General features: G+C 64.6%; 23 protein-coding genes. 14 read left to right on the plus strand and 9 right to left on the minus strand.

Features of this window, described 5'->3' with window-relative positions; all coding sequences use genetic code 11:
- Both AKL29_RS44225 and AKL29_RS02260 read right to left on the minus strand, forming a co-directional pair.
- Positions 1-271, minus strand: a 271-nt coding sequence (locus AKL29_RS44225) for a DUF992 domain-containing protein (RefSeq protein WP_244481692.1), incomplete at its 3' end; no start/stop codon positions are given.
- A 245-nt stretch (positions 272-516) separates the two neighbouring features.
- Positions 517-1,719, minus strand: coding sequence for a pyridoxal phosphate-dependent aminotransferase (locus AKL29_RS02260; protein ID WP_018273579.1), 1,203 nt, complete (start codon positions 1,717-1,719; stop codon positions 517-519).
- A 605-nt stretch (positions 1,720-2,324) separates the two neighbouring features.
- On the opposite strand from AKL29_RS02260, the gene AKL29_RS02265 reads away from it, so the two are divergent.
- The 3 genes from AKL29_RS02265 to AKL29_RS43195 all read left to right on the plus strand — a co-directional run bounded on the left by AKL29_RS02265 (position 2,325) and on the right by AKL29_RS43195 (position 3,552).
- Entirely contained in the window at positions 2,325-2,978 is a 654-nt protein-coding gene (locus AKL29_RS02265) for a glutathione S-transferase family protein (protein WP_028336064.1), read from the plus strand.
- A gap of 180 nt (positions 2,979-3,158) precedes the next feature.
- Positions 3,159-3,335 carry a hypothetical protein gene (locus tag AKL29_RS43190; RefSeq protein WP_016846694.1) on the plus strand — a complete coding sequence of 59 codons (177 nt, stop codon included), beginning with the start codon at positions 3,159-3,161 and terminating at the stop codon, positions 3,333-3,335.
- A gap of 61 nt (positions 3,336-3,396) precedes the next feature.
- On the plus strand, positions 3,397-3,552 hold the full coding sequence (locus tag AKL29_RS43195) for a hypothetical protein (RefSeq protein ID WP_167350367.1): 156 nt from the start codon (positions 3,397-3,399) through the stop codon (positions 3,550-3,552).
- Between the two features lie 118 nt (positions 3,553-3,670).
- Here AKL29_RS43195 and AKL29_RS02270 read toward each other — a convergent pair whose 3' ends face one another.
- Positions 3,671-4,024, minus strand: a complete 354-nt coding sequence (locus AKL29_RS02270; RefSeq protein WP_028336063.1) for a DMT family protein — start codon at positions 4,022-4,024, stop codon at positions 3,671-3,673.
- 212 nt (positions 4,025-4,236) lie between these two features.
- Between AKL29_RS02270 and AKL29_RS02275 the strand changes: the two genes are divergently transcribed.
- The 3 genes from AKL29_RS02275 to AKL29_RS02285 all read left to right on the plus strand — a co-directional run bounded on the left by AKL29_RS02275 (position 4,237) and on the right by AKL29_RS02285 (position 6,828).
- Positions 4,237-5,052, plus strand: coding sequence for a PAS domain-containing protein (locus tag AKL29_RS02275; RefSeq protein ID WP_050382800.1), 816 nt, complete (start codon positions 4,237-4,239; stop codon positions 5,050-5,052).
- A 102-nt stretch (positions 5,053-5,154) separates the two neighbouring features.
- The gene (locus tag AKL29_RS02280) at positions 5,155-5,616 is read left to right on the plus strand and encodes a GNAT family N-acetyltransferase (RefSeq protein ID WP_050382803.1); all 462 of its coding nucleotides are present in this window, start codon (positions 5,155-5,157) and stop codon (positions 5,614-5,616) included.
- A 270-nt stretch (positions 5,617-5,886) separates the two neighbouring features.
- The gene (locus tag AKL29_RS02285; protein ID WP_050382809.1) at positions 5,887-6,828 is read left to right on the plus strand and encodes an aldo/keto reductase; all 942 of its coding nucleotides are present in this window, start codon (positions 5,887-5,889) and stop codon (positions 6,826-6,828) included.
- Positions 6,829-6,995: 167 nt separating this feature from the next.
- Here the strand turns inward: AKL29_RS02285 and AKL29_RS02290 are convergent, their stop codons facing one another.
- Entirely contained in the window at positions 6,996-8,225 is a 1,230-nt protein-coding gene (locus AKL29_RS02290) for a DUF1501 domain-containing protein (protein WP_050382811.1), read from the minus strand.
- Positions 8,222-9,805, minus strand: coding sequence for a DUF1800 domain-containing protein (locus AKL29_RS02295; protein WP_050382812.1), 1,584 nt, complete (start codon positions 9,803-9,805; stop codon positions 8,222-8,224). The genes AKL29_RS02290 and AKL29_RS02295 overlap by 4 nt, the downstream gene beginning before the upstream one ends.
- A gap of 103 nt (positions 9,806-9,908) precedes the next feature.
- Between AKL29_RS02295 and AKL29_RS40115 the strand changes: the two genes are divergently transcribed.
- Both AKL29_RS40115 and AKL29_RS02300 read left to right on the plus strand, forming a co-directional pair.
- Complete coding sequence (locus AKL29_RS40115) at positions 9,909-10,124, plus strand: cysteine-rich CWC family protein (protein WP_080667166.1); 216 nt, start codon at positions 9,909-9,911, stop codon at positions 10,122-10,124.
- Positions 10,121-10,795, plus strand: coding sequence for an HAD family hydrolase (locus AKL29_RS02300; protein WP_050383019.1), 675 nt, complete (start codon positions 10,121-10,123; stop codon positions 10,793-10,795). Before AKL29_RS40115 ends, AKL29_RS02300 begins: the two co-directional genes overlap by 4 nt.
- Positions 10,796-10,917: 122 nt before the next feature.
- On the opposite strand, the gene AKL29_RS02305 is transcribed toward AKL29_RS02300, so the two are convergent.
- Positions 10,918-12,009 (minus strand): SphA family protein, encoded by a 1,092-nt coding sequence (locus AKL29_RS02305; protein WP_244481693.1) that lies wholly within the window; start codon positions 12,007-12,009, stop codon positions 10,918-10,920.
- A 428-nt stretch (positions 12,010-12,437) separates the two neighbouring features.
- Here AKL29_RS02305 and AKL29_RS02310 point away from each other — a divergent pair, with 428 nt between their 5' ends.
- The gene (locus tag AKL29_RS02310) at positions 12,438-12,845 is read left to right on the plus strand and encodes an SUMF1/EgtB/PvdO family nonheme iron enzyme (protein ID WP_080667164.1); all 408 of its coding nucleotides are present in this window, start codon (positions 12,438-12,440) and stop codon (positions 12,843-12,845) included.
- Positions 12,842-14,554 carry an arylsulfatase gene (locus AKL29_RS02315; protein ID WP_050382814.1) on the plus strand — a complete coding sequence of 571 codons (1,713 nt, stop codon included), beginning with the start codon at positions 12,842-12,844 and terminating at the stop codon, positions 14,552-14,554. The genes AKL29_RS02310 and AKL29_RS02315 overlap by 4 nt, the downstream gene beginning before the upstream one ends.
- Before the next feature lie 100 nt (positions 14,555-14,654).
- On the opposite strand, the gene AKL29_RS02320 is transcribed toward AKL29_RS02315, so the two are convergent.
- Positions 14,655-15,251, minus strand: a complete 597-nt coding sequence (locus AKL29_RS02320) for a TetR/AcrR family transcriptional regulator (RefSeq protein ID WP_050382816.1) — start codon at positions 15,249-15,251, stop codon at positions 14,655-14,657.
- An 87-nt stretch (positions 15,252-15,338) separates the two neighbouring features.
- Between AKL29_RS02320 and AKL29_RS02325 the strand changes: the two genes are divergently transcribed.
- The gene (locus AKL29_RS02325) at positions 15,339-16,130 is read left to right on the plus strand and encodes a crotonase/enoyl-CoA hydratase family protein (RefSeq protein ID WP_050382819.1); all 792 of its coding nucleotides are present in this window, start codon (positions 15,339-15,341) and stop codon (positions 16,128-16,130) included.
- A 203-nt stretch (positions 16,131-16,333) separates the two neighbouring features.
- Here the strand turns inward: AKL29_RS02325 and AKL29_RS02330 are convergent, their stop codons facing one another.
- Entirely contained in the window at positions 16,334-17,041 is a 708-nt protein-coding gene (locus AKL29_RS02330) for a glutathione binding-like protein (RefSeq protein WP_028336052.1), read from the minus strand.
- Here AKL29_RS02330 and AKL29_RS02335 point away from each other — a divergent pair.
- Genes AKL29_RS02335 through AKL29_RS02345 form a run of 3 tightly spaced genes read left to right on the plus strand, consistent with a single transcriptional unit; the run spans position 17,040 to position 19,057 of the window.
- Positions 17,040-17,219: a hypothetical protein gene (locus tag AKL29_RS02335; RefSeq protein ID WP_050382826.1), complete on the plus strand. Its 180-nt coding sequence runs from the start codon at positions 17,040-17,042 to the stop codon at positions 17,217-17,219. The genes AKL29_RS02330 and AKL29_RS02335 overlap by 2 nt on opposite strands.
- Before the next feature lie 48 nt (positions 17,220-17,267).
- Positions 17,268-18,383: an MBL fold metallo-hydrolase gene (locus AKL29_RS02340; protein WP_050382827.1), complete on the plus strand. Its 1,116-nt coding sequence runs from the start codon at positions 17,268-17,270 to the stop codon at positions 18,381-18,383.
- Positions 18,380-19,057 (plus strand): SCO family protein, encoded by a 678-nt coding sequence (locus tag AKL29_RS02345; RefSeq protein WP_082190443.1) that lies wholly within the window; start codon positions 18,380-18,382, stop codon positions 19,055-19,057. The genes AKL29_RS02340 and AKL29_RS02345 overlap by 4 nt, the downstream gene beginning before the upstream one ends.
- Positions 19,058-19,145: 88 nt before the next feature.
- On the opposite strand, the gene AKL29_RS02350 is transcribed toward AKL29_RS02345, so the two are convergent.
- Positions 19,146-19,379, minus strand: a complete 234-nt coding sequence (locus tag AKL29_RS02350) for a hypothetical protein (RefSeq protein WP_050382828.1) — start codon at positions 19,377-19,379, stop codon at positions 19,146-19,148.
- Positions 19,380-19,460: the final 81 nt, after the last annotated feature.

The raw sequence follows: 19,460 nt of genomic DNA on the forward strand, positions 1-19,460 counted from the left end.
TGGTCGGCGCGCTCACGGCCCAAGCGAGCTGGGTCGTCGCGGTGACGCCGAGGTCGACGCCGATCCGCTTCACGGTCGCAACATAGGGCTCGGGCCGACGGCCGCCGCTCTGAAACACGCATTCGAGGCGCGCGACAGAGCCGACAACGAAGCCGACATTCTCGCCGCCCTGGCATTGCAGGACCCCGGCTTGAACCTGAGGCGCCGCGTTGGCGGTGGCGAACGGCGCCAGCAACGCAAGCGCTGCAAGGGTGAGGGTCGAAAGTCGCATTGAACTGTCTCCGCAAGGTGAACTGAATTTGCGCGGCGGACAGGAAGGAAGGCTCGTGTCCAAAACAAGGCAGTGCGCAAAGACGCCGTAAAAACTTCCCGCGTGTGGCATCGATGTTCGCACACACGCGCGTGAGGTGAGCAGGATGTGATTTGACTCGTCGAATCTACCGGCGCGCGATTTCAGCGCACAAACAAAAACGCTCCCGCACCAGGTGCGGGAGCGTTTCTTGATTTCGGATCGAACTACCGCAGATTACCGCAGAAGCGCTGGATGCGCTTGCAGGCATCCTCGAGATCGGAAGTCTTGGTGGCGTAGGAGATGCGGAACGCGGGGCCGAGCCCGAATGCCGATCCCTGCACCACGGCCACGCCTTCGCTCTCGAGCAACTCGGTGACGAACGCCTCGTCGTTGTCGATCAGCTTGCCCGACGGCGCCTTCTTGCCGATCGTGCCGGCGCAGGACGGATAGACGTAGAACGCGCCTTCCGGCCGCGGGCACTCGATGCCGCTCGCCTGGTTGAGCATCGACACCACGAGGTCGCGACGTTCCTTGAACACCTTGTTGTTCGCGGCGATGAAGTCCTGCGGACCGTTGAGCGCCTCGACCGACGCCCACTGCGCGATCGACGACGGGTTCGAGGTCGACTGCGACTGGATCGTCGCCATCGCCTTGATCAGTTGCGCCGGACCGCCGGCATAGCCGATGCGCCAGCCGGTCATGCAGTAGGCCTTCGACACGCCGTTCACGGTCAGCGTGCGATCGTACAGGCTCGGCTCGACCTGCGCCGCCGTGGTGAAGACGAAGTCGTCATAGACGAGGTGCTCGTACATGTCGTCGGTCATCACCCAGACATGCGGATGCCTGACCAGCACGTCGGTGATCGCCTTGAGCTCGCTCTTCGTATAGGCCGAGCCGGTCGGGTTCGACGGCGAGCACAGGATCACCCACTTGGTCTTCGGCGTGATCGCCTTCTCGAGATCTTCCGGACGCAGCTTGAAGCCGGTCGAGGCCGGGCACACCACCGGCACCGACTCGCCGCCGGCGAGCGCCACCATCTCGGGATAGCTGACCCAGTACGGCGCCGGGATGATCACCTCATCGCCCGGATTGATGGTCGCCATCAGCGCGTTGTAGAGCACCTGCTTGCCGCCGGTGCCGACGATGACCTGGTTCGGCTTGTAGGTCAGGCCGTTCTCGCGCGCGAACTTGTTGATGATGGCTTCCTTGAGCTCCGGAATGCCGCCGACATCGGTGTACTTGGTCTTGCCGGCCTCGATCGCGTGGATCGCTGCCAGCTTGATGTTGGCGGGCGTATCGAAGTCAGGCTCGCCGGCGCCGAGGCCGATGACGTTGCGGCCCGCGGCTTTCAGCGCGCGTGCTTTGTCCGTGACCGCGATCGTCGCGGACGGCTTCACACGGTCGAGCGCAGCGGACAGGAAGGCCATTATCATCTCCTGGCAAACGTCGTGAGCCGTAGGGCCACGACTTGATTTGAATGGGATCGCGGCACCCTAGGCCTGTCGCCGCTGCACCGCAAGAAGCTTGGCGGTAAAGCACGAAAACTTTCGCGCATGGCTCGCGGCGCACGCAATTTTCCGCAAGTTCCGGCACCGGATGACTCATATCCGGCAAGCCCGCTCCGGTCTTGCCGGCGGGGCCTTCGGCGGCATGCGCCGGCGCGGATTGCTCCGAGGACAATGCCGCGCGGCACCCGCCTGACAGCGCTAACGGCGGGTCGTCAACGCAGCCCGGCGCGTCGTGCCGCCAAGGATGGCGCGTTAAGGTTTGTAATTTCAGCGCGCCGGCCATGGTCGCGACCTGGCCATCGACCGGCACCGTGCAGAGCGTCGCGCAGGCGTGATCCGAGTTGTTCTGCCGTGTGGATGGAATCGTTCTGCACGTGTGCAGTGCAGTAGACGTTTCGACTTTTTCCACATTGCAGGGCTTGCGACGCACCCCCGCCAGCATCATTGTTTAGCGGCGTTGCGGTGTGACAGGCCGCGCAATTTTTAAAGCGTACCGTCTCCCTGACCGAGTGAACCACGACGCAATGTACAAGCTCTATTCGATGCAGCGCTCCGGCAACAGCTACAAGGTCCGGCTGGCGCTTGCCGTGCTGAACACGCCGTACGAGGCGATCGAGATCGACATCCTGCGCGGCGAGAGCCGCACCCCGGAATTCCTGGCCAAGAATCCGAGCGGCCAGGTGCCGCTGCTCGAGGTCGCCGAGGGCCGCCATCTCGCCGAGTCCAATGCCATCCTCTGGTACGTCGCGATCGGCACGCCGCTGGCGCCGGAGTCGCGGATCGAGCGCGCCGAGGCGCTGCAGTGGATGTTCTTCGAGCAGCACGCGCTGGAGCCGAACATCGGCGCCGCCTATTTCTGGCTGTCGCTGGTCAAGGGCGGACGCGACCTGCAGACGCACGCGCTGGAGGACTGGATGGAGCGCGGCTATGCGGCGCTGCAGGTGATGGAAAATCACCTCAAGGAGCACACCTATTTCGCCGCCGGACAGCTTACAGTCGCCGACATCGCCCTCTACGGCTATACCCACGTCGCCGACCGCTGCGACTTCGACCTGGCGACCTTTCCGTCGATCCGCGCCTGGCTCAAGCGCGTCGAGCAGACCCCCGGATTTGTCTCGATGGACTGGCAGCCTGGTACCGAGGCCGAGCCTGAGCCCCGCCTCGCGGCCGGCGTCTGAACGGCCGGGTGTGAATCCAGGGAATAACGGGGAAACTGCCCAAATAGCGGGCAAAACCCGCACCGCCGCCGTATTTTAGCCATTTTTGGACGGTGCCGCCGCCGCAATGTTGCCGGTGACAACCGGCAGATTCACGCAGATGTCGCGAGTGATTCGCTCGCGGCCTGAGGGATTTAGACCATGAAACGGTGGTCCGGCACGGCAGGCTTCGATGGCCGCCCTGCCCCGGTGGCATCATCCCGGCTGACGAACGCGATCGCCGCGTCGCTCGCGCTTGGCGCGCTGACGTTGTGCCTGGTCGTCGCCGTGACCGTGCTGTCGAGCAACGTCACCATGGCAACGGCGATCCCGGCGTAATCAAGCAATTTCCGGTTGGCACCTGATCCGCGGCAAGGCGCGGGAGAGACAGCGGCGCGACATGATGAAGACCCCCGTCGGACTGGTGACCGTGACGCTGTCGGCGGCGATCCTGCTGGCGGCATCGCTCCTGATCGTGACCGGCACGCAAGGCGAAGACCACGCACGCCCCGCGCATGTCACGATGCCGGCCGCCAGGCCGGCCCCGCATCACTAAAGCATGATCCGGAAAAGTGCGAAGCGGTTTTCCGAAAAGATCATGCTCAAACAAAAGGCCAAAGCGCGATGACGATTCAACCTAATCTCATCGCGCTTTAGCTCAGGCGCAAAGCGCATTAGCCCCATTTGTGGAAGATCAGAAACGCCCCGGCGGCGATGAAGGCGAATCCGAGCGCGTGATTCCAGCCCAGCGGCTCCTTCAGGTACAACACCGAGAAGGCGGCGAACACCACCAGCGTGATCACCTCCTGCATGGTCTTGAGCTGCGCCGCCGAGTAGACCGCGCTGCCCCAGCGATTGGCCGGCACCGCCAGCCAGTACTCGAAGAAGGCGATGCCCCAGCTCACCAGGATGACGATGGGGAGCGAGTGGTCCTTGAACTTGAGATGGCCGTACCAGGCGAAGGTCATGAAGACGTTCGAGGCGAACAGCATCAGGATCGGCAGCAGCGAAGGCGAAATGGCGGGCATCGAATGTCCTCTTGCAAGCAAAGCACGCGGTAACCCGCAGGCACGGAACCGGGTTCCGCGCCGATCTGCATACCATTTGATTTGAAAGCAGCGAAAGCTGGTTCGGCCCCCGCAACGCCCGCTTAACGGTCGGGACGGAAATGCCGGCGCGGTTGCGGCCCTGTCGTCAAACTGCGGCTTTATCCTTCGTTTGACAGATAGCGAGAACGGGCATGCGGTTCGACTGGCGTGCAATTTCAGGTCCGGCCCTGACGGCGATCACGGCATCCGCCGCCTTCCTGATCGATCGCCTCGTTGTCGCCGTCCCCAATCCCGCGCCGCTGTTCGTCTGCATCGTGGCGCTTGCGAGCTCGATCAGCGGCATCACCTCCGGGCTGATCTCCGCCGCGATCGCGGTGGCTGCCTCGGCGCTGTTCTTCCTCGATCATCGCGCGCTGCCCGGTTACGACACCGCCGACGTCGCGCGGATGCTGATGCTGGCAGCGACCGCGGCCGGCACCGCCGTGATCACCGGAATGCTGCGGCAGAAATGGATCGACGCCTTTGCCGCGGACCAGCAGCATCACGCCACCGCGGAGCGGCTCGCCGCCGCGCTCGACCAGGTCGACATCGGCATCGTGCTGCTCGACGCCGACACCCGCGCTGAATTCATCAACCGCGCCTTTCGCGACTATTTCGCGCTGTCGGATGCGCAGGCCGAGAGCAAGCCGCCCTTCGTCGCGCTGATGTATCACGGCCGCGACACCGGCGCCTATGAACTGCCGGAAGACGAGTTGAGCGCGTTCATCGCCGAGCGCATCGCGATGATGCGCGCCGGCGACTCCACGCCGATCAATCTCAACCTCGCCGACGGCAAGGTGCTGCGCTTCAGCTGCACCGCGCTGCCGGACGGCGGCCGCATGCTGAGCTACACGCCGGTCACCGACCTCGTGCGGCACACCGACGATCCCGCGAAGGCCGAGGAATACCGGGCGCAGCGCGCCGGGCGCGAGCGCCATCTGGCGCGGCTGCTGCGCGCCGCCGAGTGAGGCGCGGCCTCGTCCGCAATTGATCCTGCGAGATAGCGACGGTAGAATCTTGCGAGCGGTGCGGAGGCATCGCCCGCAACGCAGGATCATCCAGGAATCTCCATGGCCGACGACGTCACCATCCGCTTCGTCACCCGCGACGACTACGCCGAGTGGCTTCCTCTGTGGGATGGCTACAATGCCTTCTATGAGCGATCCGGGCCGACCGCGCTCGCGCCCGAGATCACCGCGATGACGTGGGAGCGTTTCTTCGATGCCTATGAGCCGGTGCACGCGCTGGTCGCCGACGCCGGCGGCAGATTGCTCGGGCTGACGCATTATCTGTTTCACCGCTCGACCACGGCGATCGCGCCAACCTGCTATTTGCAGGATCTGTTCACCAGCGAAGCCGCGCGAGGCAAGGGCGTTGGCCGCGCGTTGATCAACGGCGTCTACGCGCAGGCGAGGCTCGCGGGATCGCCACGCGTCTACTGGCAGACGCATGAGACCAACCACACCGCGATGCAGCTTTATGACAAGGTCGCGGACAAGCCGGGCTTCGTCATCTATCGCAAGATGGTCTGAGCCCGCATCCGCGCCTGTGGATTGAACAGAGGTGTCGCCGGCACGTTACAAAGCCCGGCTAGGCTTCCGCTCGCGCAGATCAGGCCCCCCGTCTCAGATCTTCGCCAAGCGGTCCCCGTCAGTCGCCGCGTCTGACCGGGACCGCTTTTTTTGCGGCATCTCATTTTGCGACACCGCCATGCGTGATCGGCGGTAGGACGGCACCTTGCCGGGCTCGGGGCAGCGCGTCACAATCCGCGACATCCCTCGCCTATCCCACAGGATTGTCTCATGGAAATTCGTAATCTCGGCGGCTCCGGGCTGCGCGTGTCCGCGGTCGGCCTCGGCTGCAACAATTTCGGCCAGCGCACCGACCTCGAAACCTCGCGCAAGGTGATCCACAAGGCAATCGATCTCGGCATCACGCTGTTCGACACCGCCGACATCTATGCCGGCATGGGCGGCTCGGAGACCGTGCTCGGCACCGTGCTGGGCGACCGCCGCAAGGACATCGTGCTCGCCACCAAATTCTCCAAGCCGATGGCGACCGACGGCACCAAACAGGGCGCCTCGCGGCGCTACATCATGTCCGCAGTCGAAGCGAGCCTCAGCCGCCTGAAGACCGACCATATCGATCTCTACCAACAGCACGACTACGATCCGCTCACTCCGATCGACGAGACGCTGCGCGCGCTCGACGATCTCGTCCGCCAGGGCAAGGTGCGCTACATCGGCAACTCCAACTTCCCGGCCTGGCGGATCGCCGAAGCCGAGTACGTCGCGCGCCAGATGAACGTGAACCGCTTCGTGTCCTGCCAGGACGAATACAGCCTCCTGGTGCGCGGCATCGAGAAGGACCTGCTGCCGGCGGCGCAGCAATACAATCTCGGCCTCTTACCGTTCTTCCCGCTCGCCAGCGGCCTGTTGACCGGCAAGTACCAGCGCGGCGCCGCCGCACCCGCCGATACCCGCTTCGCCAAGGCGCCGGCGTTGAAGGATCGCTACGTCACGCCGCGCAACGAGGACATCGTCGAGAAGCTGCAGGCGTTTGCCAGGGAGCGCGGCCACACCATGCTCGAGCTCGCCTTCTCCTGGCTCGCCGCGCGCCCGCAAGTCGCAAGCGTCATCGCCGGGGCGACGCGTCCCGAGCAGATCGAGCAGAACGTCAAGGCGATCAGCTGGAAGCTCTCCGCGGAGGAGATGGCTGAGGTCGATGGGATAACGAAGGGGTAGCCCCGCTGGAGCTGCATTCACAACGGTCGTCCCGGCGAAAGCCGGGACCCATAACCACAAATCTTCGTGGTTGCGCCGCGCTGTGGCTCCAGTGCGTTCCAACAATCATCAGCGGTGGTAATGGGTCCCGGCCTGCGCCGGGACGACGCCGAGTATGTGACTGCCGCTTACACCACCAGCCCCTTCATCGGCTTCACCGGGGCGCTGTCCGGAAACACGGCATCAGCCAGCACGCGCTCGCCGAGGCCGAACTGGTCGTGCAGCACGCCCTTGATCACGGCGCGCAGGTCGGTGGTCGGGGCGAGGTCGCGGGCCTGGTAGAGATTGGCGGGCTTGAGGCCCGGCCAGTCGGTGATCATGCGGCCGCCATTCACCGCGCCGCCGGCGAGCAGCGCGATGGTGCCGGTGCCGTGGTCGGTGCCCTCGGTGCCGTTGATGCGCGCGGTGCGGCCGAACTCGGTCGCGACCACGATCACCGTGTCGCGCCAGCGCGCGCCGAGGCCGCTCTGGAATTCCGCCAGCGCGCCGTCGAGACCGCCGAGCAGCTGCGCGAGCCGGCCGACCGGCCCGCCTTCATTGGCATGGGTGTCCCAGCCGTCGAAGGCGAGCGCGCCGATCCGCGGGCCGTCATCGGCCGCCATCAGTTTCGCGGCGCCGCGCGCCACGAGGCGCATCGCCGCCACGCCGCCCGCCCCGGGCTTCGGCTTCATCTCCTCGCCCTGCGCCTGCTTCTCGAGCTGCAAGCCTTGCGTCAGCGCGCTAGCCAGCGCCGGATCGCGATGCTGATAGAGATCGAGCAGCCGCATCGCGGTGTCGTCAGCGGCTTGCGGCAGCGCGGTCGGCGCCCAGCCGACGGTCGGCGCCGCGCCGCGCAGCACCAGCGGCGTGGTCGGGCCGACCGCAAGCGCGCTCGTCACCCGCTCGCCTTTCGGCAAGGCTTCGAGCGCGCGGTTGAGCCAGCCGGACTGCACGCGGCCCGGACCGGGGAAGCCACTCTCCAGCACATCCTGGCCGTCGAAATGCGAGCGATCGCGATAGGAGGTCGCCACCGCATGAACCACCGCAGCCTGCCTGGCGCGAAACATCCGCGAAAATTCCGGCATCGCCGGATGCAGGCCGAAGAACTGATCGAGCATCACGGCCGCGTTCGGACCATCGGCCCTCAGCGCGATCGCGCCATGCAGGCCGGCATAGTCGGGGTCGCCGACCGGGGCGACCGTGGCAAGGCCGTCGAGCGCGCCGCGCAGGATGATGGTGACGAAGCGCGGATCGCGACCATCGGCGGCCCGCGCGAATTTCGGCAGGTAAGCCCAGGCCGCAAACGAGGCGCCGCCGAGCAGCAGCGCGCGCCGCGACGTCGCCTGCAGTATCAGGCTCTCGGAGCATTCCATCGTCATCTCCTCTGGAACTCAGGCGACATCAACAGCAGCGCCAGCGCCTGCTGCCGCGATTCCCCGCGCTCGATGGTGCGCCGCGTCTCGGGCGAGGCTGCATCGGCGGCAATGAGCTCGAGCAGGTCGCGCGGGTCGAACCGGTCGGCGAGCTGGGAGGCAAGCTGCGCCGAGATGTCGAGCCTGAGCTTGACGCCTTCAGGTGCCGCCCAGGCCGCGGCGGTGTCCAGAAAACCGTTCGGCCCGGCCGGCGACCACAAGGGCTGGCCCAGCACATTGAGGCCATTGAGATAGCGGCCCGGATCCTCCGGATTGCGCGCCAGCAGGCGGCCGGAGGCGACCAGGAACTCGTAAGGCGAACGCATCTTTGTCAGCGGCGGCTGCCAGGCCTCGCTGGACTCAACGAGCGCGGTGGCCAGCGCCCTGAGATCGCCGTCCGTTTTCGTGAACGTATCCTGCAGCCTCGCCACCAGCGCCGGCGGCGGATCGTCGGCGACGAAGTGGCGCGCGAACTTGGTCGCGATGAATTTTGCGGTCGAGGGATGCCCCGCGATGTCCGACAGCACCGCCTCGCCCTGCGCGACGCCGGCCTGCGCGTAGGTCTTGCCGAGCACCTGCTGCGGTCCGGGCTGGTGCGCATTGGCATTGAACACGAAGCTGCCGGGCGTGCCGAGCTGCCCACGCCGGCCGGCAAAGGTCCAGCCGGTGATGATTCGCGCCAGCGCCGTGACGTCGTCCTGGGTGTAGCCACCGCCGACGCCGAGCGTATGCAGTTCCATGATCTCGCGCGCGAGATTCTCGTTCAGGCCGCGATTGCGGTTGATGCCGGCGTGCGACTCCGGGCCGAGCGATTGCTGGTTGTCGAGAAAGAACAGCATCGCCGGATGCTGCTCGACGGCCTTCAGCATGTCCGGGAAACGGCCGAGCACATGCGGACGGATCGCCTCGCGCTCGAACGAGCCGGCCCACATCCGCGCCAGCGCGCCCTTGTTGGCGGAGATGCAGAAGTGGTTGGACCAGAACACCACGAGCCGTTCGACGAAGCCGCAATCGGCGACCACGCCGCGCTGCAGCCGCGCCAGCGCCTCGGCACGGAATGTCTTCTGGATGATGTTGAGCGGTTGCGCCGGCGGCTTCGGCGGACCAGCCACCGTCTGCGTCGTCGGAGGCTGCATCGTCGCGGACGGCGTCATCGCCGCATTGGCGCCATCGGCGGCCTGCGCCTGCATCGTCGGATCTTTCCCGGCGATCTCCTTGGCCGCAGTGGACAGCGACAGATTGCGCCGCTGCGGCGACTTCGTGTCCGGGCCCTGCGGCGGTGTCTCGCTCGCGCCCTGCTGCGCGGCCTTCGCGGCATTGCGTGCTTGCTGGATCTCGAACTGATAGTCGAACACCTGCTTGCCGAGCTCCGGCGTCGAGAGCAGGCCCGGCACTTCGAGCAGCGCGCCGTTCGGACGCGCCAGTTCCGCCAGCACGAAACCGCGCGGATCGGAGGCCGCGTTGATGAAGTCGCCGGACGCCCCGCCGCGGGCGCCAAACCCAAACCGGTTCAGGGCAGTCAGCGCGGCTTGCGAATCACGGGCCATCAGAATTCCCTTAACGGCCTATCCCGGCTATATCAATTGCCTGGCATCATAGCGCGGTCCGGGATGAACCCGAGATTAATTCGCGCATTAAATCGCGGTTAGAATGGACCTCTCGTCAAACGATCGTCCCGAACAAGCTTCGCCACGCAGGCTTGCCTGCACGGCATGCGGCAGCGAATTTTCCTGCTCGCTCACGGGAGCATGCTGGTGCTCCGATGAGAGTTTTCGCCTGCCTATGCCGACCGACGGCGACGACTGCCTGTGCCCCGCATGCTTGCGGAAGCTCGCGGAACAGCAAGCAGCGGTGAGCGCGACGTGAACACACGCTGGACCGTCGACGCCGTCCTGCTCGACATGGACGGTACCTTGCTCGACACCGAGAAGGTCTATTTCGACAGCCTGGTCGCGGCGCTGAATGTGTGCGGCTACACCGACGACATCGTCGCGCTGTGCCATTCCATGGTCGGCCTTCCCGGCCCGGTCTGCGAGGCGATGCTGCGCGATCATTACGGCGTGGCGTTTCCACTCGCCGAGGTCAACCAAGCGTTTCTCGAACATCGCGATGAGATGATGCGGTCGGGCCTGCCGCTCAAGCCCGGCACGCTGGCTCTGCTCGATGCGCTCGCGCTTGCGGAGCGCCCGATAGCGATCGTCACCTCGTCGTCACGCCGTTCGGCCGAGCGCAACCTGACATTTGCCGGCATCCGCAATCGTTTCGACACGCTGCTGACGCTTGACGATGTCGCGCAGGGCAAGCCGGATCCCGAGCTCTATCTCAAGGCCGCCGCGCGGCTCGGCGTGACGCCGGCATCCTGCATCGCCGTGGAAGACTCCAACCACGGCGTCGCCGCCGCCCACGCCGCCGGCGCGATCACGCTGATGGTGCCGGACATGGCGCCGCCGACCGACGAGACCCGTGCGAAATGCGCAGCCGTGTTGCCGGACCTCAACGCCGTGCTGGCGCTGCTGCAGGAGCGCGGCGCGCTTTAGCCATCATCGTCGGCTTTTGACCTAACCCGGACATATCCGCACGCTCGCGGAGCGTCCATCGGCTGATTGCTACGGCCGCGCCAGATTGAACCTTCAGCACGGCACCGGTGGCAGCGCTATTGCTATTTCGTGAATCTGGGCCTTGTGGATGTCGGCGGCGTTGGCGCCGCGGGCTGAAGATTGAACGTCAGCCAGACGTTCCAGCCTGCTGGCCGATTTTCATTGGCGAATTCGCCGTAGCCCTTCAGGTTCAGATATCCCTGCATGTCTCCGACCGGGAAAATGTAGCCGACCTGCGGGCCGACGCCGGCCACGCGCGACCGGAAGCAGCCGACGCGATCGCCGGAGCCGCTGTCGCAGCCGAGCTGCTGATAGAGGTAACCGACGAGGCCGACCTGCCATTGCTTGGTCAGGAATTGCGATGCGCCCCAGTCGAGGTGCATGTCGACGCCGCTTTGATATTGAGTGGCGGGGTTGACGAAGTTGTAGGTGAATCCCAGCACCGTCGAAAATTCATGCCCGGTCTTTGGATCGAAATAGGTGTAGCCGCCGCCCGCGTCGATCGCCCAGTGCCCAAGCCCCAAATTCGCCAGGCGGCCCGACTGATAGGCGCCGACCGGAAGGTCGGCGGTGATGTACGTCATGTAATTGTTGACACCGGCATTCCAGCGCAGCGCGAACTGCGGGATCAGGTCGCCGAACGCAATGAGCGAGCTGTCGATGCTGTCAAACCGGGAGAAGGGGAACGTGGCGCCGCCCGGTCCCGTCAATGTCCCAACGAGCGATCCCGCCAGCGATGTCGAGTTGGACCCGTAGGTCGCCAACAGGCTGGCAGAGGCCTGACCGCCCAGCACGGGTGTTGCAAAGGTGTAGGTTCCGGCCACAAGACCAAGGTTCACATTCGCATTGACGTTCGCGTTCACGTTCGCCGTCAGATTCGCGGGAAAGCGACCAAGCGTGATTTCGCGCGACCGCGCCACGTCGCCGCCGGCGGAAACAGAGGTGTGATAGTAAACCGAGGTCACCGACCAGCCCGGCGCCTGCTGAGGAACAGCCGCGAGGCTGCCAAAAAATCCGGGTAGCCAAAAGCTGATGCCATTTTCGTCGGCGCGAGCCGCTTGGGTGGAAAGCACCAGCAGAGCGGCAAGCGCCCCAACACTCAAATGCCACTGCGAAAAAAACCTGCGTCCCAGATTCGGTTTAAAGTACCGCATCGCCGATTCCCCGACTCTCGCGATCCCACCATTGCTCCGGCGGGGTAGAAACTCGGAAAGAATAAGCTGACGCCGCCGTTCGTCCACGCGAATTCGGCATATTTGAGTTCAGCCGGAGGTTTATTGAAAGGTTGTGTCCATGACGCCACAACCCTGGCACTTTTTGCATAGTCATCAGGGGCTCTCGACAAGGGGCGACCTGGCTCGATTGATCTAGATCAATACAACAGGGATGCGTTGCTGAGCATCTTGTCTTGTCTGGTTCGTAGATGCTGCATTATCGGTCTCGCGCTTCAGATACGCGACTGTCTTTTGACTGACCAAAGCGTTGAACCGTCCCCCGAAGCATCGGCGAGCCAGAAAGCTGCCGACAGGTTCTTGCTCGGGCGGCGCTCGTAACTTTGAAACTCGGTCACGGCGAGTAGCCCATGCACGACGTTGGCGTTGCGACAGGCGCACCCAATCTGCCGGCCGATGGCTTCGAGCGCACCTCGCCCGCCACCGCATTCCCGGCCAACGGCTGCGACCTTCGTGACACGATCGCCAGCGCCTCGGAATTGACGGCCGATGGGTATTCACCAAAGCACGACGCAGGCCGCCCGAAAGCCTGCTGCATCCCGCAAGCTCCTCGCGGCCGGTCCCAGGGCGCGAATTACGACTCTCGCCAGCCGAACCTCAGGATTCCACGCAAGGTGCTTAAAGGCGGCTCGCATCCTTGCGCTCCGAGCTACTGCCGCCGCCATCGTCCGGCCGCGCGTCATGCCGAGCGGATCGACGACACCTCAGCAAGCCATATCGGCTTCAGGTGCATCATCAGGAAGAGGATCATGTCATGAGTAACGATACGATTCCGGAAAAGCCTCAGAATACGGGGCCGAACAGCGTGGGACTGAAACGCCGCGATCTCTTGTTGCGCGGTAGTTCGCTGGTAGCCGCTTCAGCACTCTCCGCCGTCGGGACGACAAGCTTCGCGCAGGCGCAGCAACCAACGCCGGTCCCGGCGCCCGCGCCGGCCGGACAGCGGCCCAATATCGTCGTCATCATGGGGGACGATATCGGCATCTGGAATATCGGTGCTTACCATCGTGGCATGATGGCCGGCCGGACGCCGAACCTCGACAAGATCGCCGCAGAAGGCATGCTGTTTACCGATTATTACGCCGAGGCGAGTTGCACCGCGGGCCGCGCCAACTTCATCACCGGCGAGCTGCCGATCCGCACCGGCATGACAACGGTCGGCCAGGCCGGCGCCCCCACAGGCTTGCCGGCGGAGGCCGTGACCATTGCCACCGCGCTCAAGGGCATGGGCTATGCCACCGGCCAATTCGGCAAGAACCACCTTGGCGACAAGAACGAATTTCTGCCGACCGTGCACGGCTTCGACGAATTCTTCGGCTATTTGTATCACCTCGACGCGATGGAAGATCCGGCTCACCCTGCCTATCCGCAGGAACTGTTGAACAAGGTTGGCCCGCGCAACATGGTCCATTCGTGGGCAACCAATGTGGACGACGCCACCGTGGATCCCCGTTGGGGCAAAGTCGGCAAGCAGAGGATTGAAGACGCCGGAACGCTCTATCCCAAGCGGATGGAAACGGTGGACGACGAAATCCGAGACTTCGCCTTGTCGTTCATTGAAAGGGCCAAGGCCGATAACAAGCCCTTCTTCTTGTGGCTCAATCCGACCCGCATGCACATCGTCACGCATTTGTCGCCGAAGTACCAGGCGATGCGCAACTCCAAGAACGGCTGGTCGATTCACGAAGCCGGCATGGCGCAGCTCGACGACGATGTCGGCCTCGTCATGCAAAAACTCAAGGAGATGGGCGTGGATGACAACACCATTGTCATCTTCACCACGGATAACGGCACCGAGGTCTTCACTTGGCCGGATGGCGGACAGACACCCTTCGCGCAGAGCAAAGGTACGGTCATGGAAGGCGGCTTCCGCGCGCCCGCGATGATCCGCTGGCCGGGCAAGGTGCCCGCGGGCAAGGTCGAGAACGGCATCGTCTCCGGGCTGGACTGGTTCCCGACCTTGCTGGCCGCTGCCGGCAACCCGAACATTGTCGAGGAACTGAAGAAGGGCAAGCAAATCGGGGATCGCACCTACAAGTGCCATCTGGATGGCTATAATCAGATGGACATGATCACCGGCAAGGGGCCGTCCAACCGACACGAAATCTGGTACTTCGGCGAGAGCGAGCTGGGGGCCGTGCGCATCGACGACTACAAGTATCGTTTCATCGACCAGCCCGGTGGCTGGCTGGGCGCAAAAACCAAGGTTGACGTCCCCTACCTAATCAACCTCCGCCTGGATCCGTTCGAGCGAACGGGCTGGCCCGACAGCGGGACCAAATACGGCGCCCAACAATACTTCGACTGGTTCAAATATGAATTCTGGCGCTTCGTGTTCGTTCAACAGGAGGTCGAGAAGCTGGCCATGACCGCGATCGAGTTTCCGCCGATGCAGAAGGGCGCGAGCTTCAACCTCGATTCCGTGAAGGCGAAAATCGAGGCCGCCAGGACCGCAATGGCAAAATAAGATTCATGATCGTGTTGGGCGGCGTCCATGCCGCTCAACACCGTCTCCTCCGGCCTCGCCTCTATCAGAGCGAAGCGGACCGGCCTCGGGAGTACACGCCCTAACCTCGTTTCCGCCCCTGTTTCGCCAGCGCCGTCTCGATCAGCGTGCGCGCGGCCTCGCCGGCGGTCTCCATGTAGCTCGGGTCGCGATGCAGCAGCACCACGGCGAATGATCCGTCCAGCAGCAAGAGGATCTGCCGCGCCAGCTTGAGCGGATCGGCGATCCCCTCGTCCGCGAAGGTCGCGCGCAGCCAATCCTCGAACTTCTTCTTGTGCGCGGCGCCGATCCGGATCGCGGGATGCCCGGGCATGTTGGCGAGCTCGGCGGAGGTGCGCAGGAAGCCGCAGCCCTTCCACTTCGGATGCCGCGCCGAGCGCGCGAGGTTCTTGAAGATCGCCTCGACCTTCACCGGCAGGCCGCCCTCGGCCTCCGCGAACCATTTGCGGAACAACGCGAGATTGGGCTGGTCGCGCGCGGCGAGATAGGCAGCGACGAGATCGTCCTTGCTCTTGAAGTGATAGTACAGCGTGCGCTTGGTGAGGCCGGCCCTGGCCGCGACCTCGTCGACGCTGACGCGGCGGATGCCTTCATTGTAGAACAGCGCGCTTGCCGCCTGGACGATGCGCTCGCGGGTGGGCTCGGAAGGTCTGGGCATCCTGCGTATGTATACTAACCAGTGAATATACACAAATTGCAGCTGGCCCTACATTCGGCCCGACACACAATTGCTGGAGACTGCATCATGCCCGCCCCCATCCTGCTCGAAATCACCGACGGGATCGCCCTGATCACCCTGAACCGTCCGGAGCAGCTCAACGCGCTGAACTACGCACTGATCGATCAACTGATGGCCGCGCTCGACCGCATCGAGGGCGACGCTGAGGTGCGCGCCGTGATCCTGACCGGCGCCGGCGAGCGCGCCTTCTCGGCCGGCGCCGACATCCACGAATTCGCTGGGAGCGTCAAACAGGGAGCGGCCGTCGCGGTGCGCGACTTCGTCCGACGGGGACAAGCCATGACCGCGCGGCTGGAGGCATTCAAGAAGCCCGTTGATCGCGGCGATCACGGGCTCGCCTTCGGCGGCGGCTGCGAGATCGCCGAGGCGGTGCATCTCGCTGTCGCCAGCGACCGCGCGCAATTTGCAAAGCCCGAGATCAAGCTCGGCATGCCCCCGACCTTCGGCGGCACGCAGCGGCTGCCGCGGTTGGCGGGACGCAAGCGCGCCCTGGAATTGCTGCTGGCGGGCGATCCGTTTCCGCCCGAGCACGCGCGCGAGATCGGGCTGGTCAATCAGGTCGTGCCGCATGATCAGCTGCTGACCGCCGCGCGCGAACTCGCCGGCCGGATCACCAGGCATTCGCCCGGATCCGTCGCCGGCACCATCACCGCGGTGACGCGCGGGCTCAACATGCCGATTGCCGAGGGCCTTTTGGTCGAGAGCGAACAGTTCGCCGCGCTGGTGCCGGGCCGCGATCTCGCCGAGGGGTTAGCTGCGTGGAAGGAACGGCGGCTGGCGAGGTATGTCGGGGCTTGAGCTGGCTGATCCCGCAATCGTCATTGCGAGGAGTGAAGCGACGAAGCAATCCCTACCTCCGCGAGCGGTGAAATGGATTGCTTCGCGGAGCCTGTCATCCGGCAGCGCTTCGCGCCGACCGGGTGGCTCGCAATGACGACCCAAACGTGGATGGCCGGGTCAAGCCCGGCCATGACGACGGAGAGACGGCTGAGACCTGCGCCCTACCGCACCACCGCCGCGGTCTGCCCGAACAGCAACTTACGTTCCTCCTCGGTGCGGATCGCGGGCTGGCCGAAATTCGGGTTGACCTCCTTCGCCTTGGCATAGGCGCGCTCGGTCGCGGGGCGCTTGCCGATCGTCTCCAGCCAGCGCTTCAGATGCGGGAAATCGTCGATCTCCTGGCCCTGGTTCTTGTAGGGCACGACCCAGGGATAGCTCGCCATGTCGGCGATCGAATAGTCGCCGGCGATGAATTCTCGGTCGGCGAGCCGCTTGTTGAGCACGCCGTAGAGCCGGTTGGTCTCGTTGACATAGCGGTCGATCGCGTATGGCAGCTTCTCGACGGCGTAGTTGCGGAAATGGTGGTTCTGCCCGGCCATCGGCCCGAGCCCGCCCATCTGCCAGAACGTCCACTGGATCGCGTCATAGCGGCCATGGATATCGGCCGGCAGGAATTGTCCGGTCTTCTCGGCGAGATAGAGCAGGATCGCGCCAGACTCGAACAGCTGTAGCGGCTTGCCGCCGCCCTTCGGCGCGTGATCGAGAATTGCTGGGATGCGGTTGTTCGGCGCGATCTGCAAAAAGTCCGGCTTGAACTGATCGCCTTTGCCGATGTTCACCGGGAAAATCCTGTACTCCAATCCGGTCTCCTCAAGGAACATCGTTATCTTGTGACCGTTCGGCGTGGACCAGTAGTGGAGATCGATCATGGGCGTGATCCTGCATTGCCAGGGACTGCCGATGTCGTGCATCGGCGAGAAAGATGCGAATGCATGGAGTTGGGCGCATAACCGCACCCAAGTCAATGGCGCGCGCATTGCACCGCGCGCGAATGTGATCTGCGGCCAGCGCAAGTGCCCGATTGAGCCGCGTCCCGATTGCTCCTAGGCTGCCGGAGGGATTGCGCTGACGAATTTTTAAACATGGGGCATTGCAATGACACATGATTTGGCAAGACGTGATTTCCTCAAGGGCTCGGCGGCGATCGCCGGCGCAGCAGCCGCGGGCGCTTTCTCCTGCGTCGAGATCGCGAGCGCCGCGCCGATCGAGGTGCCGACCGTCGACAAGCTCTCGATCCGCGTGCTGGTCGATTCCAGCTTCGATTTGTTCTTCAAGCCGAAGCAGGCCGGCGGCGTCACCATCGCGGCGCCGCCGCGCTCCGCCGACTACCAGAAGTCGTTGCACAATGAATGGGGCCTGTCGCTGTGGCTGGAGTCGGAGGCCAAGGGCGCGCAGCGCACCCTGATGCTTGACTACGGCTACACGCCGGAGGTGCTGCTCAACAACATGGCGCTGGTCGGCGTCGATCCGGCGAAGCTCGACGCGCTGATCGTGAGCCACGGCCACTACGACCATTTCGGCGGCCTCAACGGCTTCCTCGACAAATTCCGTGATAAACTACCGGCCGACGTGAAGCTCTATGCCGGCGGCGAGGACAATTTCTGCCACCGCGTCAGCGCAACGCCGACCAAGGGCCAGTTCAACGATTTCGGCACGCTCGACCGCCGCCAGCTCGCCGCGCAGCGCGTCACCACGGTGCTGTGCGAGACCCCGACCGTGATCGCGGGCCATGCCTTCACCACCGGCAAGATCACCCGCCGCAGCATCGAGCGCGTGCTGCCGCAGACCTGGGTCGAGTTCGGCATCAAGGACGGGCTCGGCTGCAACGCCAGCCACTATCTGCCGGCCGAGATGGACGGCAAGATCGTGCCCGACGAGCACATCCATGAGCACGCCACCTGCTTCAACGTGCGGGATTTCGGCCTCGTCGTGATCTCGTCCTGCGGCCATGTCGGCATCGTCAATTCGGTGAAGCAGGCGCAGGAGGTCTCCGGCATCCAGAAGGTGCACGCGATCGTCGGCGGCTTCCACCTCGGGCCGGCGCCGAAGGATTACCTCACCGAGGTGGTCGCCGAGATCAAGAAGCTCGACCCCGACGTGCTGATCCCGATGCACTGCTCCGGGCTCCACTTCGTGCAGGAGGCGACCGCGCAAATGGGCGACAAGGTGCTGGTCACGACGACGGGCAGCCGCCTCTCCTTCGGCATATGATCGCGCCGATCCTGCGCGTCATTGCATTCGCTGGCGCGGGCCTGGCATTCGCCGGCGCGGGCCTGGCATTCGCCGGCGCCGGCCTGTGGCTGACGCTGGCGCCGGTGCCGGCGGGCGATGCGCCGCCGCAATCGGCGCGCTCGGCCGCCGAGATCATGGACATCCTGATGTGGAACAGGGAGCCGGTCGGCGGCCCGTTCGCGTTGACCGATCAGGCTGGCCATGAACGCACCGACAAGGAGTTTCGCGGCAAGCTGATGCTGGTCTATTTCGGCTTCACCACCTGCCCCGACGTCTGTCCGACCGATCTGCAGGCAATCGGGCTTGCGCTCGACAAACTCGACCGCGACGGCGATCAGGTGCAACCGATCTTCATCACTGTCGATCCCGAGCGCGATACCGCGGCGCATCTCGCAGAATACGTGCCGATGTTTCATCCGCGCCTGATCGGGCTGACCGGCAACCTTGATGCGATCCGCAAGCTCGCCGATGCCTACAAGGTCTATTTCGCGCGGGTGCCGCTGAAGGATGCCGGCGACTACACCGTCGATCACACCGCCTACATCTATTTGATGGACCGCGACGGCAATTATCTCGGCTTCTTTCCGCCGGGGACGTCAGCCGACCGAATGGTCGAGATCATCCGGCCAAGGCTCGCCGAACCGGCGCGCTGACGTGCGTGCGAATAGCGCCAGCGCCCCCTCTCCCGCTCGCGGGGGGTGAAGAAAGCAATTCGGCAGGCGGATCGGACCAATCACGGTCTCAATGCATCCGCCCATGCGCGCGCAAGAAGGTCTCGCCACATTCCGTCACCATCACCCGCATGCCCTCGACCGAGGGTCGGCGCGCGACATAGCCGCGGTCGACAGCGTCCTCCCAGATCGTCAGCCGCGGGCATGAGGTGCGCCAGACCTCGAGCACCTCGGCATAGCGCCGCGGCTCGCGCGCGACCCACTCGACAAGATCGAGCACCAGGCTATCCGCCGTCTCTGCCATCACACATCTCCCGCAAAGTCGTGATCGTGCACCCCTTCTCCCCGCCTGCGCGGAGAAGGTCGGGATGAGGGGAGTCTCCAC

The sequence above is a fragment of the Bradyrhizobium pachyrhizi genome, assembly GCF_001189245.1.
In the GTDB taxonomy this organism is placed as follows: domain Bacteria; phylum Pseudomonadota; class Alphaproteobacteria; order Rhizobiales; family Xanthobacteraceae; genus Bradyrhizobium; species Bradyrhizobium pachyrhizi.

Coding starts and splice junctions, on each gene's coding strand:
- AKL29_RS02260 (WP_018273579.1), bottom strand. CDS start 1,719: ATGGCCTTCCTGTCCGCTGCGCTCGACCGTGTGAAGCCGTCCGCGACG.
- AKL29_RS02265 (WP_028336064.1), top strand. CDS start 2,325: ATGTACAAGCTCTATTCGATGCAGCGCTCCGGCAACAGCTACAAGGTC.
- AKL29_RS43190 (WP_016846694.1), top strand. CDS start 3,159: ATGAAACGGTGGTCCGGCACGGCAGGCTTCGATGGCCGCCCTGCCCCG.
- AKL29_RS43195 (WP_167350367.1), top strand. CDS start 3,397: ATGATGAAGACCCCCGTCGGACTGGTGACCGTGACGCTGTCGGCGGCG.
- AKL29_RS02270 (WP_028336063.1), bottom strand. CDS start 4,024: ATGCCCGCCATTTCGCCTTCGCTGCTGCCGATCCTGATGCTGTTCGCC.
- AKL29_RS02275 (WP_050382800.1), top strand. CDS start 4,237: ATGCGGTTCGACTGGCGTGCAATTTCAGGTCCGGCCCTGACGGCGATC.
- AKL29_RS02280 (WP_050382803.1), top strand. CDS start 5,155: ATGGCCGACGACGTCACCATCCGCTTCGTCACCCGCGACGACTACGCC.
- AKL29_RS02285 (WP_050382809.1), top strand. CDS start 5,887: ATGGAAATTCGTAATCTCGGCGGCTCCGGGCTGCGCGTGTCCGCGGTC.
- AKL29_RS02290 (WP_050382811.1), bottom strand. CDS start 8,225: ATGACGATGGAATGCTCCGAGAGCCTGATACTGCAGGCGACGTCGCGG.
- AKL29_RS02295 (WP_050382812.1), bottom strand. CDS start 9,805: ATGGCCCGTGATTCGCAAGCCGCGCTGACTGCCCTGAACCGGTTTGGG.
- AKL29_RS40115 (WP_080667166.1), top strand. CDS start 9,909: ATGGACCTCTCGTCAAACGATCGTCCCGAACAAGCTTCGCCACGCAGG.
- AKL29_RS02305 (WP_244481693.1), bottom strand. CDS start 12,009: ATGCGGTACTTTAAACCGAATCTGGGACGCAGGTTTTTTTCGCAGTGG.
- AKL29_RS02310 (WP_080667164.1), top strand. CDS start 12,438: ATGCACGACGTTGGCGTTGCGACAGGCGCACCCAATCTGCCGGCCGAT.
- AKL29_RS02315 (WP_050382814.1), top strand. CDS start 12,842: ATGAGTAACGATACGATTCCGGAAAAGCCTCAGAATACGGGGCCGAAC.
- AKL29_RS02320 (WP_050382816.1), bottom strand. CDS start 15,251: ATGCCCAGACCTTCCGAGCCCACCCGCGAGCGCATCGTCCAGGCGGCA.
- AKL29_RS02325 (WP_050382819.1), top strand. CDS start 15,339: ATGCCCGCCCCCATCCTGCTCGAAATCACCGACGGGATCGCCCTGATC.
- AKL29_RS02335 (WP_050382826.1), top strand. CDS start 17,040: ATGGGCGTGATCCTGCATTGCCAGGGACTGCCGATGTCGTGCATCGGC.
- AKL29_RS02330 (WP_028336052.1), bottom strand. CDS start 17,041: ATGATCGATCTCCACTACTGGTCCACGCCGAACGGTCACAAGATAACG.
- AKL29_RS02340 (WP_050382827.1), top strand. CDS start 17,268: ATGACACATGATTTGGCAAGACGTGATTTCCTCAAGGGCTCGGCGGCG.
- AKL29_RS02345 (WP_082190443.1), top strand. CDS start 18,380: ATGATCGCGCCGATCCTGCGCGTCATTGCATTCGCTGGCGCGGGCCTG.
- AKL29_RS02350 (WP_050382828.1), bottom strand. CDS start 19,379: ATGGCAGAGACGGCGGATAGCCTGGTGCTCGATCTTGTCGAGTGGGTC.